The sequence below is a fragment of the Photorhabdus akhurstii genome, from assembly GCF_019090985.1.
In the GTDB taxonomy this organism is placed as follows: Bacteria; Pseudomonadota; Gammaproteobacteria; order Enterobacterales; family Enterobacteriaceae; genus Photorhabdus; species Photorhabdus akhurstii.
The window spans coordinates 2090436-2104574 of record NZ_CP020335.1; the positions used below are offsets into that span (position 1 = coordinate 2090436).

General features: G+C 42.0%; 23 protein-coding genes and 2 pseudogenes. 10 read left to right on the plus strand and 15 right to left on the minus strand.

Annotated elements, in window-relative coordinates:
* Positions 1-24 precede the first annotated feature (24 nt).
* From B0X70_RS09055 to B0X70_RS09110, 12 genes are all read right to left on the minus strand, one after another.
* Positions 25-666 carry a hypothetical protein gene (locus B0X70_RS09055; RefSeq protein WP_052739605.1) on the minus strand — a complete coding sequence of 214 codons (642 nt, stop codon included), beginning with the start codon at positions 664-666 and terminating at the stop codon, positions 25-27.
* Positions 666-1418, minus strand: coding sequence for an ORF6N domain-containing protein (locus B0X70_RS09060; RefSeq protein WP_040150843.1), 753 nt, complete (start codon positions 1416-1418; stop codon positions 666-668). Before B0X70_RS09060 ends, B0X70_RS09055 begins: the two co-directional genes overlap by 1 nt.
* A complete protein-coding gene (locus B0X70_RS09065; protein ID WP_040150845.1) occupies positions 1415-1636 on the minus strand; it encodes a hypothetical protein in 222 nt (73 codons plus the stop codon). The genes B0X70_RS09060 and B0X70_RS09065 overlap by 4 nt, the downstream gene beginning before the upstream one ends.
* A gap of 39 nt (positions 1637-1675) precedes the next feature.
* A complete protein-coding gene (locus tag B0X70_RS09070) occupies positions 1676-1921 on the minus strand; it encodes an ANR family transcriptional regulator (RefSeq protein WP_036807182.1) in 246 nt (81 codons plus the stop codon).
* A 13-nt stretch (positions 1922-1934) separates the two neighbouring features.
* Positions 1935-2300, minus strand: coding sequence for a hypothetical protein (locus tag B0X70_RS09075; protein ID WP_044467095.1), 366 nt, complete (start codon positions 2298-2300; stop codon positions 1935-1937).
* Positions 2301-2433: 133 nt separating this feature from the next.
* Positions 2434-2802 (minus strand): hypothetical protein, encoded by a 369-nt coding sequence (locus B0X70_RS09080; RefSeq protein ID WP_046393844.1) that lies wholly within the window; start codon positions 2800-2802, stop codon positions 2434-2436.
* A 19-nt stretch (positions 2803-2821) separates the two neighbouring features.
* Positions 2822-3013, minus strand: a complete 192-nt coding sequence (locus tag B0X70_RS09085; RefSeq protein ID WP_052105718.1) for a hypothetical protein — start codon at positions 3011-3013, stop codon at positions 2822-2824.
* A gap of 15 nt (positions 3014-3028) precedes the next feature.
* On the minus strand, positions 3029-3451 hold the full coding sequence (locus B0X70_RS09090; RefSeq protein ID WP_052105719.1) for a hypothetical protein: 423 nt from the start codon (positions 3449-3451) through the stop codon (positions 3029-3031).
* Positions 3452-4174, minus strand: coding sequence for a hypothetical protein (locus B0X70_RS09095; protein WP_040150849.1), 723 nt, complete (start codon positions 4172-4174; stop codon positions 3452-3454).
* The gene (locus B0X70_RS09100) at positions 4167-4358 is read right to left on the minus strand and encodes a hypothetical protein (RefSeq protein ID WP_036807194.1); all 192 of its coding nucleotides are present in this window, start codon (positions 4356-4358) and stop codon (positions 4167-4169) included. The genes B0X70_RS09095 and B0X70_RS09100 overlap by 8 nt, the downstream gene beginning before the upstream one ends.
* Positions 4359-4440: 82 nt before the next feature.
* Positions 4441-4644, minus strand: coding sequence for a hypothetical protein (locus B0X70_RS09105; protein ID WP_036807197.1), 204 nt, complete (start codon positions 4642-4644; stop codon positions 4441-4443).
* 399 nt (positions 4645-5043) lie between these two features.
* Entirely contained in the window at positions 5044-5646 is a 603-nt protein-coding gene (locus tag B0X70_RS09110) for a helix-turn-helix domain-containing protein (RefSeq protein WP_036807200.1), read from the minus strand.
* 126 nt (positions 5647-5772) lie between these two features.
* On the opposite strand from B0X70_RS09110, the gene B0X70_RS09115 reads away from it, so the two are divergent.
* From B0X70_RS09115 to B0X70_RS09140, 6 genes are all read left to right on the plus strand, one after another.
* Complete coding sequence (locus tag B0X70_RS09115; protein ID WP_036807203.1) at positions 5773-6000, plus strand: helix-turn-helix domain-containing protein; 228 nt, start codon at positions 5773-5775, stop codon at positions 5998-6000.
* A gap of 77 nt (positions 6001-6077) precedes the next feature.
* A complete protein-coding gene (locus tag B0X70_RS09120; protein WP_246593476.1) occupies positions 6078-6317 on the plus strand; it encodes a hypothetical protein in 240 nt (79 codons plus the stop codon).
* Between the two features lie 250 nt (positions 6318-6567).
* Entirely contained in the window at positions 6568-7347 is a 780-nt protein-coding gene (locus B0X70_RS09125) for a hypothetical protein (protein WP_246593477.1), read from the plus strand.
* Positions 7347-8585 (plus strand): DEAD/DEAH box helicase, encoded by a 1239-nt coding sequence (locus B0X70_RS09130; protein WP_217471348.1) that lies wholly within the window; start codon positions 7347-7349, stop codon positions 8583-8585. The genes B0X70_RS09125 and B0X70_RS09130 overlap by 1 nt, the downstream gene beginning before the upstream one ends.
* Positions 8585-9559: a DUF7146 domain-containing protein gene (locus tag B0X70_RS09135; protein WP_105397266.1), complete on the plus strand. Its 975-nt coding sequence runs from the start codon at positions 8585-8587 to the stop codon at positions 9557-9559. Before B0X70_RS09130 ends, B0X70_RS09135 begins: the two co-directional genes overlap by 1 nt.
* Positions 9559-10323 carry an antitermination protein Q gene (locus B0X70_RS09140; RefSeq protein WP_217471349.1) on the plus strand — a complete coding sequence of 255 codons (765 nt, stop codon included), beginning with the start codon at positions 9559-9561 and terminating at the stop codon, positions 10321-10323. Before B0X70_RS09135 ends, B0X70_RS09140 begins: the two co-directional genes overlap by 1 nt.
* Before the next feature lie 220 nt (positions 10324-10543).
* On the opposite strand, the gene B0X70_RS09145 is transcribed toward B0X70_RS09140, so the two are convergent.
* The 3 genes and pseudogenes from B0X70_RS09145 to B0X70_RS09155 all read right to left on the minus strand — a co-directional run.
* Complete coding sequence (locus B0X70_RS09145) at positions 10544-10903, minus strand: helix-turn-helix domain-containing protein (RefSeq protein ID WP_046396441.1); 360 nt, start codon at positions 10901-10903, stop codon at positions 10544-10546.
* Positions 10904-10971: 68 nt separating this feature from the next.
* On the minus strand, positions 10972-11232 hold the full coding sequence (locus tag B0X70_RS09150; RefSeq protein ID WP_036807218.1) for a type II toxin-antitoxin system RelE family toxin: 261 nt from the start codon (positions 11230-11232) through the stop codon (positions 10972-10974).
* Positions 11233-11569: 337 nt separating this feature from the next.
* Positions 11570-11695: pseudogene (locus B0X70_RS09155) on the minus strand (RNA-guided endonuclease TnpB family protein); the annotation flags it as partial.
* 132 nt (positions 11696-11827) lie between these two features.
* On the opposite strand from B0X70_RS09155, the gene B0X70_RS09160 reads away from it, so the two are divergent.
* The 4 genes and pseudogenes from B0X70_RS09160 (at position 11828) to B0X70_RS09170 (ending at position 14029) form a co-directional block, all read left to right on the plus strand.
* Positions 11828-12211 (plus strand): hypothetical protein, encoded by a 384-nt coding sequence (locus B0X70_RS09160; RefSeq protein WP_214066654.1) that lies wholly within the window; start codon positions 11828-11830, stop codon positions 12209-12211.
* Positions 12212-12438: 227 nt separating this feature from the next.
* Positions 12439-12642 carry a phage holin family protein gene (locus B0X70_RS09165; protein WP_036807224.1) on the plus strand — a complete coding sequence of 68 codons (204 nt, stop codon included), beginning with the start codon at positions 12439-12441 and terminating at the stop codon, positions 12640-12642.
* Positions 12623-12832 (plus strand): annotated as a pseudogene (locus B0X70_RS25090) (glycoside hydrolase family protein); the annotation flags it as partial. The gene B0X70_RS09165 and the pseudogene B0X70_RS25090, both read left to right, overlap by 20 nt.
* A 135-nt stretch (positions 12833-12967) precedes the next feature.
* Entirely contained in the window at positions 12968-14029 is a 1062-nt protein-coding gene (locus B0X70_RS09170; RefSeq protein WP_110090328.1) for a DUF6528 family protein, read from the plus strand.
* Positions 14030-14139 lie beyond the last annotated feature (110 nt).

Sequence of the window (14139 nt, forward strand, 5' to 3'; positions counted from 1 at the left end):
TTTCGTTATCATCTGATCCTCCTGTCAATGAATAATCGGCATGGTGTTAAACTCGCCAGCCTCTGCCGCTTTGATTAATTCATCGTGCAAGATAGAAAGCCCTTCGCGCCCTTTATCAGATAGCCGATTGCCGATCTCTGGTTGTATATTGATAAAAGACATGTACATTCTGACCGCCATATCCGCCCCGTCTTCGCTACCGGACTTCTCAAAGGCGATCCCCTCAATATGGGTTGCTAACATCATGCGCTCTGCTAATGGGTATATCGTGATTGCCGCTGTACCATTATCGTAGATGGCTGCGGTATCAGTGCCTCCCTTGCCGTTATCAACTTCACAAGTGCTGTTTCCGTCTATTTGCTCTTGTACAAACGAGACTGACACAACCCAGCGCCACAACATTAACCGCTGTTCACTGGTTGGTGCATAGAAGCCCGCTTTACAGCCATGAAGAATAGCCACTATCAATTCAAAGCCCAGTAATAAATCATTGTCATATTGACCCGCGTCCAACGATACCAATGCCTCCGCATAACTCATGACTTTGGTGTTCGCGGCCTCAGTAATGACAATGACGCCATACTTGCCGTAATCAAATGCTGTTTCAGTGTGTTGCTTTATTGCGCCCATGATTACCCCTGCTGGCTTAGTGTGATGTTTGCTCATTACCTACCCTCCCAACCGATAACTTGGAACAGCCCCATTTTTGGGTGATACCATTTGGATTTACGTTGTTCAGCTTCACCCATCATCAGACGGAATGCGCTCATAAAGTCCTCTTTAAATATGATTTTCATCGGGCGAGGTTGTCCGTCTGGTGTCATGATGATGATGCTGTCCGTTGGTACGTTGTACTGTTCGGCCAAGGTACGGCATTTGGCATTGGTTAATCCTGATTCAGTCGCAGCCAGAGAGAACCCAATCCAGCCTACGGGAATAGCTCCGTGTTTGATTTGCTCAATGGTTTCATGAACCTGTTCAACCTTCTCATCAATGCGGTTAATCTGGCGCTGTTGTTGGGCGGCATGACTGGCGATCCTGGCAATCATTTCAGTCTCGCTCAGTACCGTTTGCGGTTTACGGAAATAGTTGTTGACCAGTTCACGTTGAACCTGCCACGCAATATCATCATTGAATGGCTTGGTTAACATCAGATAACCAGACTCAAAAAGCACAATGCCGTTGGGGGCGAACTTGGAAAATAACCCGTCAGGGAGGTTGGTACGTATATCGTCCTGACCTAAGATTTGATAATCCACTCCACACACAAAGCGCTGATTGTTTCTGTTGAATGCGGCTTTAGCTGTTCCATCTGGTCGCTCGTGAACCTGATCAATCATTGAGAACGTCACAATGCGCTGACCTTGATATTCCACGACAGGCATTTGGGTTTTATTGATGGTGATTAATTCTTTCATTGTTTCATTTCCTTAATTTCAATTTTCATTTTCTTGGCATGGCGGCGCATGGAGCGATTAAGTGGCATTAATATGTCTCCGTTATGCGTCGAATAAGATTCAATGAACTTTTGGGAATTGACATACCCATCTGTGGACCCTTCTTTTATTTGAAGGAGCTGAGGTATTGTCATGCCTTCAAATCCTTGCTGTGTTTTACTTCTTCTCCTTTTCGCCATTACATCCCCTCCGCTTTATCAATGTGGACCTTTAGAGCATCAGCGAGTTGTTTCGCTTCTCTCTCTTTTGCGACGCTGTTTATAATCTTCCTGCCATTGTTCATAGCGCCCTTGTAATGAATGACGTTTTAAATTTAGTTCAACACGATATTCAGCCCATTCACGGTTAACTTGGTGTTTGGCGTGTTCAGCGACTTTGTTCCAAAAAATAGCCGCTGTTTCATATTTTTCTTCACGCTCACTTTGAATAGCTCTTTGTGAGAAATTAAAATGGGTAATATTCACTAGGAGTCCTTATTTACTGAAAGGTATATTCTGGTGAAAATCCGCCGTGTTTAGCTCTTTCTGAAATTAATTTAATAAGAGCACGCATAAAATCATTTCCTTCACCCGTTAATCTATCACCATGTTTTGATAAACAATCACTGTAACTATTTAAAATATAATTATCCGCTTTACATCGTGTATATTCGTTATAAGCAGGAAATTCGAAAAATACATGCAAAGTTTTCTTTAATATCTCTTCCGACAATTCAACAGTGCACATAGAGCCATCATGAAGACTAACAGCGATACAATAGCTATTGGTCTTCTTTAACATTGCATCGAGTTTTGCTGCTATTAAACGATTTCTGTATCGTTCAATTAATGTTTGATTCCTCATAGATCTACTCCTTTTATAGGGTGTAGGAGTCCTCAGCAATCAAGCTGTAGTTAAAATTTAACTAACTTATATAATTGGCAATATTTTACATTTAAAACTCCCCCCTGTTTATTTTAATTAATGCGTCACAATGTTATTTAGCAGATTCTTCTGTTAAGTGAATAAGACGTGAATTTAAGTAATAATAATCAATATTATCAGAACACCATGTGAACCAATTTATATCACCTCTTTCTGAAGTTGTCGCTGTATAATATTTGTCACCTTCCTTTAACTCATAATCAACAGGTTTAGGAAAGTTGACTTTGCCGACTATTATCATCTCAGGCTTGCGGCGATATTTAAAATCTGGATGCCAATGCGGATGATGAAAAATATCTTCCCACGTTCCATCTGCGGCATCAAAAATTTCCCAAAGCTCATACGGCTTATCTGTTCTCAAAGCATCTTGTGCATATTGCAACATTAATTCAGCGTGTACGTGTTTTTTATTTTCTGACATTATTTATCCCTCTATGTAATTAAGTACGTTTAACTTCCACGACCTCAGCATCAACTGTTTCAATAATAGTTTTGCTATCTGGCATACAAACCCGACGTATCCCTTGAGCAGCTTTTTCAGCTCCTCGATATGTTTTATATTTGTTGCGGAAGGTTTCTTTTGTTACTCGTCCTGTGCGATAGTTTTTGGTTGTGATGATTATCTTAAACATGGTTAATCTCATTAGCTACTTGGTAGCATTAATAAATTCTTTTCTTAATCGCTCATATTCACAGAAAGCGTTAATATATTTTTTGCGTAGTGCATCTATTTCTTTTCGACGCTTAAGCAGTAATCTTATTCGCCGTACCGCTCTCTTTTGACATGAGATATACTCAGGTAGTAATTCTCCTATTGTCCAATTCACTACATTGTTTTCACCAATTATTGGCTGGGCTGGGTAATTGGTTTCGCGTCCGGCCCGTTTAAATACTTTTTGCGTCATAATATTCGCTAGCTTATTAATGGCACTACTACGACTCCGACGCTTGTAAGAACGGCCATGACGACTAACAACATAGACAGGTAATGTATGTATGCTGAATGCATCATCAATACCGCCATCATCGTCATCAAAGCGGGAATAATCGATTTTTTCTAGTTTCATCATTTAAGCTCCTTCCAGTATTCTTATTTCTTGTGCAATATCGCTTGCCAGACTAGAAGCGAGATTTGTTAATGTTGCGGTGTCTGTATTGGCCTCATCAGTAACAGCTTTACTAACAGGTATCATTAATGCCTCAAGATGTTCAGATTTATCTAATAAATCTTTAAGTTTTATTTTACTGATATTGATTTCATTATTTTCTATTTTAGGTTTCTTTTGACCTTTAATCGTTTTTATCTGCGTCTCCATCGTTTCTGTTTCTTTTAGTAGCCCAAAAACCAGATCTTGTAACGCACCGATGGCATAAGATTCATCACATTCTTTTCCATATGATTCTTGCCATATTTGGAGAAGTACTTCTATCTGTTTTGTTTTTATCTCCACGCCTGAGAAAGAGGTCTCTAAATCAAACATAATATCCTCTTTTTTTGTTGATTCATTTATTACATCTATATTCGCAATGTCAATTAAACTGGCAAGCTGTTTAATTACTTCTAAGAGCAAAAGACAGTCCGGTCTGCCTTTGTTTTTCGATGAGGCATCAAATTTATCGTAAATATTTTTAAGCTTAACTAATTCATTAAAGAAATTATCATTATCAGCAAGATTTGGCTGGCTATTAACCACGGCTACAAATTGATCATGGAGTGCAATGTAGCTTTCCCAGATAATTTTAGCTGGAGTTATATTGGTAGTCTGTGGTGAAGATAATATTGTATTAAGCATGCTTCACCTCATTTACTTGCCCCATCCAGACAATGAAATACCCTGATAGCATTTCAGATAACGCATATTTGGCTTGCTGATAACTTTCAGCCACATATTTAACTTTAACAATGAGCTGTTCAGTATCTGCGTGTTTTGTGACTGCAAAAATAAAAGTCTTTGTGGTATTATCTGTTTTGAACATAGTAATCATGCCTCAAAGTGTTTATTCTGTTCAGGCTCTGGTATTTGATTGGTATCGGTGCCAGAGCCGTCTTTAAATCAGTTCAGTCCAAATTAAGCTTGTCTGTTCCCAGTGCGGATTCAAGGGAGCAATTGACTTCATAGTTAATATCACACACAAGAGCAATTAGTTCGCACAACTCGCCTGAACATTTTTCTTTGTCAGCCATACTCGTAATGACTTCATAAAGTGAACAAGCCAAACCTGAGCGGTATTTTGCATCGTCTAAAGTAATTGGTTTACGCATGATCTACCTCCATGTTGTAGCGTTTTATTGCTGAAAAAATAAAAGTCTTCTTGAACATAATAATCATACCTCGGTGTGTTTATTGTCGTTCCTGCTCATTCAACTACTTCTGTTTCTTCTGGTGATTAAATCTATCACCTTGGTGGTATTTAATCTATCACTATAGTTCTAGTTATTCTAGACCTATAGTAATAAAAAGTTATTTTTTATTTTATAACATTGAAATAAAAGGAATTTTTAAAAAAACAAAAAATGTTTTTTTATCTTGATAATTGTAATGATTTAGTTAAAAATCAAGATACTGTGCGTCTAAACAGTATCTTAAGGGGAAGGAATGCCAGACCTATTGCGAACGCACCCAGGGATTTATGCTACAACAATCGAAATTGAACGGGGTTATTATCGTCTTCGTTTCATATCGCGGAACAGGTATACAATAACACCCACTAATTCAACATCAGGACTGATAGGAGTTAATGGTACCCTAGCGTCATCAACCGATAGAAAGCCGAAAGCACCACCTTGTACAAAACGATATACAGAGTAGTTTTCTCCTATGCGCGCATATACCAAATCATTGTTAGCTGCTTTTTCTGATCTATCGATTACAACTAAAGAACCTTCTGGAGCTTCTGCGCAGCCAGTATTTTGGGTGATTCTATACGCTCTGTACGCGTCAGATGATTCAAAGAATCCCGGAATCATAATTGTATCCCCTGTATCACTATCGGCATCATAGATTTTTACAGGAAACGATTTAGTGCACTTTACCACAACTGAGGTGGGTGAGTTATCTGGGTGCATGGGACCACTGCCATCACTAAGCCATTCTGGGCGTACACCGAGAACTCTAGCCAACTCAACAACTTTAGTAGTGCTTTGCGCTTTTCCTGTGGTTAACTTCCATATCATGGACTGAGCCATGTCTACTTCTTTGGCAAGAGAAGACTGTGTGAAGTCTTTCTTTCTCATTGCCTCTTTTAGTCTTTTCGCGAATGTCATACCCACCTCTTCAATAAGTTTTGTTAATTCTATCTCTAAAGTGATATCTTTGCAAAAACACTATAGTGATTGATTTATCTTTTTGGTGATATTAATATCACTATGGAGTTAACGAGAGGATGGAGTATGAAAAATCTTGCGGTAGAAAAGGCTATAAAAATTGTGGGTAATCAAACGATACTTGCCAATGCATTAGGGTGTAGACAGTCATTAGTTAGCGCTTGGTTGCATGGGAAGAAGCGTGTTTCTGTCTCATCTGTTCCTGACATTGTGGACCTTACAAAAGGCGAAGTTCAGCCTCACGAATTACGCCCAGATCTGCCAAAGGTATTCCCACCACCTGGAAATTATTAACCATGTTCCCTAATTCCTACGCTCAAGTATCAATGCCATCTCAATATTTTCTTGATGACGGCAAGTGAATACAGGAGATGTTACTGAGTCTTGATTCGGCTACACGGGCAAAAATCACGGTGAAGTATGCCGAGGTTTATCAAGCGGCTTGGGATGAGGAACCAATTTCATATCGGAAAGATAACACGGCACGGCGTCATGCGAATATCTGGTTAAGGGAGTTTGTCAGGAAATATGCAAGAGTGAGTCAGGGTTATACCGAGAAGCCGCTTAAAGCACTGCCAGAGAACCAGCCCCAATCTGAGGCGGCAGGATGATCGCAGTGGTATCAGGCAGTACGGAAAAGGTTGTGTCTTCTGGCTGTGGGATCGGTGGTTAGGGGATCACTAGGGCTAAACATGAGAAAAATAGTCAAATGAGAATGATTATCAAAGTGGGTAAAAAGCCAAAAAAAGTGGCAGGCACGGAAAAGTATTAAATAAGTACCCCCTTATTTTTTTAGGACAAATGAGAATGATTATCAAAAACGAAAAAGCAGAAAAGATTATCAAAAAACATTGTGCTCTCGTGAGCCGGAAGCCTGCGCGAGCTGTTGCTGAATTAGTCGCTGCTGGCATGTCAGAATCTGAGGCCGCTGCTATGGTTAAGGCCAACGCGCCAGCCCGGAAAACACACAAACCTCACAAACCCCACAACAGCCATGCAAAACCGGTGGATCTGGAAGCACTGAGCACCCACTACATCGTAGTTGGTGATTATGACCTGTTGAGCCTCAAGCATCAGGACGCATTGATTGCCGCCATCCGAAACGGAAAAGGCAAAAGTTCATGGCATGACGAGCCAATGGCGGTGACGCTGTTCGGGTTAGTTAAAGCCTATCCGATTATCACGACAGCCGAGGTGAATAAATTCCTCAGTCGTGGGGCATTCATCGACAGTATTCCGTTGTTCATTGACGGGGAGATGATCGAGGGTGAAGCCATGCCGTCAGCGAATAACGACAGCGTGAAGGGGGTTTTTCGCGCAGTTAAGCAACTGAAAAAAATCACTGACCACCTGGTGGATACAGGAGAATTAATCTTTAAAAAATACCTCGACCGTGTACCGACTGACGAAGATGTCAAACACGCGGTGGGTATCGTTGCGCCTGTAATCATTAATCCCTATTTCCACAAAATTAACTATGAGCGTCAATACAACGATATGCCTGCGTGTGAACACACTGAGGACAGTAAGCGGATTATCAATGAGTGGAAAAAAGAACTGAAAATCAAAGGGGGCAAGAAACCGAACAGCGATATTTTGGCGAGCACGTTTGATTCGGTTCTTGCAAAGGAGATGAAATAATGAACATTCCATCTCAAAGAGATTATGTCACTAATACCGACTTATTCGCAACCTTATGTGGTACTCACCAACTTGTTGATGTCGCTATCACGCTGATAAAGGAAGACCGAAATCTTGAAGCGGAAAGTATATTACGAAGGGCGAATACAGTTTCTTCGTTTCTGGGAAACTACTATCAACAGTTCTTGAAACCCACCACGATGAAAGAGCTTATCGCTAAAGGCGAACTAAGCACCTATGAATTTTATGCCCCCACCAAACCGGACCTGAAAGGCGTAAAGCTGACCGCCAGTGATGATTTTGGGCAGGATTACAAAGAGGACCAGCTAGCCGAGATTATGGGGGATTCAACGCTGGTGGGCGATATCGTCAGGAACTGGCTGGAGAACGGCAACGATGGACCGACGATTTGTTTTTGCGTCAACGTGGCCCACGCCAATTTTATCACGGTAGAATTTAATAAAGCGGGTGTCAATGCTGAGGTCATCATTGCTGAAACACCCCCGGAAGAAAGACAGATCATCATCCATCGGTTTGAGCAGGGTGTAACAAAAATATTAGTTAGTGTCGGTACGCTGATTGCGGGGTTTGACAGTGATGTCCGGTGCATCATCTATGCCCGGCCTACCAAGTCAGAAATCCGATGGGTGCAATGTCTTGGCCGCGGATTACGTACTGCGCCCGGCAAAGAAACCTGCATGATATTCGATCACAGTGGAAGTGTTCACCGACTCGGCTATCCCGATGATATTGAGTATGACGCATTGTCCTCTAAAAGCGACGGCATGAAAGACAGCTCCCGCAGCATTGATAGCGACAAAGCTGAAAAGCTACCGAAGGAATGCCCCAGTTGTCACTTTATGAAGCCGGTAGGTGTTTATGTTTGCCCTAAGTGTGGTTTTAAGCCTCTGAGTGGTGAAGATGTGGAAGTGGATCGTTCTCGAGGGCTGAAAGAGCTTAACGGCAAGGATCGCGTCTATAGCAAGGCAGAGCGTCAAAGCTGGTGGTTCCAAATCAAGTATTACCAGCGCCAGCGAGCTAACCAAGGCAAGCCTATCTCTGATGGCTGGTGTGCGCATACTTTTAAAAGCAAGTTCAGTGAGTGGCGCGATGGTTTAAATGACCATCCGGTAGAGATCACCCCGGAAGTGAACAATTTCATCAAATGGAAACTGATTTCGTGGATAAAAAGCCAGGAGGAAAAACAACTCAGTTCAGCCACGCAGGGAGATAACTGATGAAAACAACGGATGCAGTGATCGGCAATTGGTCGAAAGTTTTTGAATATTACGACTTGCCACCCATTACAGGGAAAAAGCATTACAAAGGGAAGTGTCCGATTTGCGGTCAGAAAGGAAAATATCGCTGTGATGATAAAGGCGGTCGCGGAACCTTTATTTGCGTCTGTAATATTGGTGACGGTTGGAAATTACTTGCACTGACTCAGAAGAAGGATTTTAAAGCGCAGGCAGCAGAAGTTGATGAAATTATTGGCAATATGTATCTCCGTCAGCCTGAAAGCGCTCAATCTTTTGTCAATAAAGATGACCGGTCATTACTTCGTGACAAGGTGATTAGGAAGTATTCCACACTGGTGAACCTGCGCGGAACGTCAGCCGAAAGTTATTTGCGCAACCGGGGGATTAACTGTTTACCCGTCGAGCAGGTCAGGTATTGCAATCATCAGCCCGTGGGAACGAAAGCTTTTCAGGCCATGTATTCTCTGGCTACGGACGATAAAGGCGCGCTTTGTTACTTGCACAGGACGTTATTAGAGGGTGACAAAAAAGCCAATATGGATCTCGCCAAACAGACCTATTCCCTACAGTCTGATGATTATTTAAAGCACACAGGCTCTGTTGCTATCCGCATGTTTCCAGTTTCATCAACATTAGGGATCACTGAAGGCATAGAAACGGCTTTGTCATGTAAACAGATATACGGTTGCAACACCTGGCCAACTATGAACGCGGGATTCATGGGGAAGTTCCGGGTACCGAGTGGGGTTAAGCACTTAATTATTTTCGCTGATATGGACCTGCATTCAGCGACTGGGCACGCGGCCGCATTTGAGTGTGCCAGGGGCAATCTCGTTGCCAAAAACGATGTAGAAACGGTCAGTATTCGCTGGCCTGATTATGGTGATTTCAATGACGTACTTGTTAACGGTGATGAAGTACGTGAGCTATCTTTTAAGAAGTGGGTGGAATAATGAAACTCGAATCAGCATTAAAACATTTCAGCCCGAAAGGACTGGTCGTCAATAGTTCACCGAAATGTACATCAACAGACCGGATCACCGGTACTGATGTGATGGCGGCATTAGGCATGGCCGAATCTAAGGCTGCATTTGGAATGGCGGCGTTCTTGGGTAAACACGGCGTCAGCAATGCAGATACCATACGGACCGTTGAGCAACTGACTTTGTATGCCAAACGTCAGGTACCCAAACTTATTACCAAAGCGGGTGGGCGCCAGTTAGGAAAATGCCTGGTGATCTTGGCAAAAATGGCTTTTGAGGAATATTCCCGGTCAGCCGCTACAACCAGCACATGCACACATTGCAATGGACGCGGGCTGATATCAGTTCAGCGTGATGTGATTAAGTACGCAGGGTATAAGGACGTGATAGAGCAACGGGTAGAAACTGAGCGTGTAGATGAACTTTGCTCTCCTTGTAATGGCAAAGGGATTGTATCCAGCCGTTGTCGTTGTAACGGTACCGGGAAAGTCGTTGATCATGAAGCGACGAAAGCGACGGGCGCGCCAGTAATTAAAATCTGTGAGCGTTGTTCTGGTCGCGGTTATAGCCGCGTACCGTCCTCAGTGGCATATACAGCAATTAAGGCTCTCCTGCCCGATTTAAACGAAAGGACATGGAGAAGGAACTGGAAGCCATTCTATGAAAAGCTGGTGGCGAAATGCTATATTGAGGAGAGTAGAGCAGCATCTGAATTCAGTAAAGTGACACAATAAAAAACATATAGACAGTTTGCATTTTGTCCGCAATTGGTTTATTGTCTATAAACAGTGGGAAATTGTAGCTATGCTCACTAACGAACATTCAGGCCCGCCGATGAGCGGGTTTTTTTATTTCTACCAGTAGCAAACTCAAGGTTTACAACTAGATGGCTGTGCATAGCATGGCTTTTTGTCTTTCAGCCAAAGTAAACGGCCCCTGAGCGGGGCCGTTGGGTTACGGAATTAGTTGTTCTGGAGTACAGTTGTATAATGCAGCCAGTTTTTCTCGTGTGCGCTTCTGTGGTCGATCCGAAGCCTCCCATTGAGACACGGTTGATTGAGCTGTGTTGAGTTTTTCAGCTACCTCATGCTGAGACAGCCCACGATAGATGCGCCAGGCTGCCAGAATAGAAACATCCTGATCAACCATAATGGACACGACGCCGTTAGGCACGGTCACATCATCATATTTTGACGGAGTGTATGGCACATCCTCCCAATCTTCCTTTGTGCTGAGAAGTTTTTCGTATTCAGCTACTGGCAGGACAACATATTGAGGTTTTCCTGCTTCATCATTTATGTATTGCATTTTCATGTATTCATCCGGGTGGCCAAGAGTCGCGGTGAATTTAATAATGAGGAAATGGCGGGTTATTACCCCGCCTAGTACGTTGTCGATGTTCTCCGTTTGACTGCCATTATCGAGCAGATAACCGGCTCGCCGTCAGTGATTTCGAAGATTATCCTGTATTCACCAACCCGTAGTCTGTATTGGTTATCAAGGTCATGAAGCTTCTTGATGTCCAACGTCACTGCGGGGAAAGTTTCAAGCTGGTTAACCTTCTCATTGATAGCTTTCCGGTATCTGGTATCGATTGAAAGCAACTGTTTTCGTGCCTTCCTCGTCCATTGAACCGTAACCATCGTTTCCTCATTTGTTAAAGAGCCTATCCGCTTGGGATGATTAGATAATACGATTTCAATCGTATTGTGTCAATAAAATGCGATTTAAATGCGATTAAAATGCGATATTGTTTTCAGGTCGCGCATTGCGTGGCCTTTCTTATTGATAGGTAAAATCTTCTTTTCAGTCTGCTCTATAGGTGATGCTGTATTTGTATACAGTTGTGGTGTTCAAGGCAGTAGCATTTTTATGATTGTTTTTGCTTCTCTCTTTTTAGTATCAAGAATTACTTTAAGGAACTTTGATATAACTCAGTGACTGCTCCCCGCCGTAAAAAACGGCGAGGCTTCCCACTTCTCAGGCCGCCACCGTCTTTATGACGGATTTGCGCTGGCCTCCGTGGGCAGAAACGACGAGTCCCGCCGCCTGTAATTCTGTTATGCCCTTGCGCTGGATGTTGAGCGCCGCATTGATATCGCGGTTTACCGGCAGATATCCATTCAGTCAGGAGACGTCGGAGTCGCTAGCCCTAAGGCCCTCTGGGCTTTTCGCCTGATATCCCCGCCCGCACTGGGTAAGGGTTTACGGCGGTTTTTGCTAACGTGGAGGGGAGATATGAAATATTATATAAAAATATGTATATTTATCGCATTTACCCTCACTATTACTACGTGGTACAAAGGTTGGTTTATAGGTCTTGATGACGCTACTATTCGTTCAGCCGCAACCGTTGCTGCGCAAGTATCTGCAACACTATTAGGATTTTTAATCACAGGCTTATCGATACTTGCATCCGTGTCTGGCAATAGGTTGTTGAAAAAAATGCAAGCCTCAGGGCATTACCGTGTTTTGCTAGAGAAGATCTTTATGGTGTCAATATGGTATTCACTTTCTCTTGTTATCAGTTGCTGGACAGTGATATCACCACAACAATTTTTATATGTTAGTGCTTATGTTTGTGGGTGTTCTTATCATCGGTATTTATGCTGGGTGATATAGGGTGGAGATTTCGGTTAGTTTTGAAGAATATTTAACCCCTATATAATTACCCAACTTGACCTTGTAGTACTCACGCTATCGACTCATAGTCTAAATCCGGTGATTTATATAGTTCAAATTTAGTACTCCAGTTTTTTCGAATAACTCATTCTAGGCTGCGATTATTCGCGGCCTTTTTCTTTTCACGCCCGTTTAACGGGGTCTTAATCCCCAACGGGGGTGGAAATATGAAACTCATGGACAAATACACAAGTCCGTCAGCTTATTGTTGGGGGATGCTAACGGCTATGCTTGGAGCGCTGTCATTGAACGACTGGGCACTTATTATCGGCATTATCTGTACTGTTGGAACCTTTTCAATTAATTGGCATTACAAGCGAAAAGAATTCCAGCTAAAGCGGGAGAGCAGAAATAATAAAGACCAAGATTAAATTAAGTGCTGCCGTTATTGGTCTTGCGCTCTCCGGGGCGAGTGCTACGGCTATATTGTCACAGTTCTTAGACGAGAAAGAAGGCAATTGGCTATCAGTATATCAAGATGCTGGTGGTATCTGGACAATTTGTCGTGGCATAACCCACATTGATGGTCAACCTGTCAAAAAAGGAATGAAATTAACCGCCACACATACTCCGTTTAGTGAACGGAACTTAATTAAAACAAAGTGCCGGATAAAAAGACCAGCACTTTGTCAATAATCTGAATGGTATGATTTATACCATTGTTTATCTGAAATAAACCTGAGGTTAGGAGAATATATGGATAACATGTCGCTTCTTGTTGGGAACAGGAAAAAAAACAAAATACAAATATATAAACTCAATATTTGTGGAGAAAAGTTAACGCTTACTGATAAGGATGTTGTATGGGAATCACCCAACGTTCAGTATATGACGGAAATAAAACCCATCTTATACAACGGAAAAAAATCAATATTATCCACGACAAGTAATGGTGTAATTATATTCGAACTTTCAAAGGAGAAGAGAGTGTTATTTCACAAGGAAATAACAGGCTATCAAACAAACATACATTCAGCACACTCACTCCCTGATGGAAATGTTGTGATAGCGGACTCATATGGATGGCTGGGCATCTTACCCGCTGGGGGAAACAATGTTGAAATCCCACAAGAGCAGGTCCCGTGGTACAAATTAGCTCATGCTCATGCTCTCAGTTATGATGAAAATGCTCATAAACTTTATGCAGGTGGCTACACAACTATCAAGAAATACACTTATCAGGTGAAAGATAAAAAACCTGTACTAACTGAAGAGGCCAGCTATGATATAAGTGACTACTACTTAAGATGTAAAGTTTATAACAAGTGCAGCGAGAATGCCGACTGGGAAGATGGAGTTCATGATATTTATCAGGTTTATGGTGAAAAATCGGGAATGTACTTCTTATCGACAGGGGAAAGGTGCTTTTTATTTGATTCCACTAAGTTAGATAATGTTCCTAGCGGAAAAATCACACTTGATGAGTTCAAGCCATTCTATGAAATTGACAGTAAAATATCTCAGGGACTCGAAAAAACCGCGAAAGAAAAAAAAGTTATTCTGAAGAAAGGTGGAATAAAAGCCGTCTCTGGTTTTATTGATCAGGAGAATTTTTTAACTATTGCGCATGCAGCACCATGGTTTACCACTGACGATAACTATTTTCATGAGGGAACTCATCTTATTTTTTCAACAAAAGTGGACGATATCATCGACTTTGACATTACGGGCAAAAATAAAATAAATTTCTCCCCATCTTCAGCAGTATCTTTCTATAAGGCACGCTTGCTTGACAAAAACTGGATGCCCGATCTGTAGATACTGGCGCACTGAATTATTTTAGTGACATTCCTCCGAAAAAATAATCCTGTTAATACATATTGTCTTCCTGAAGGAAGATAGTGAGACTAATGGAAGTGCATCTTCCC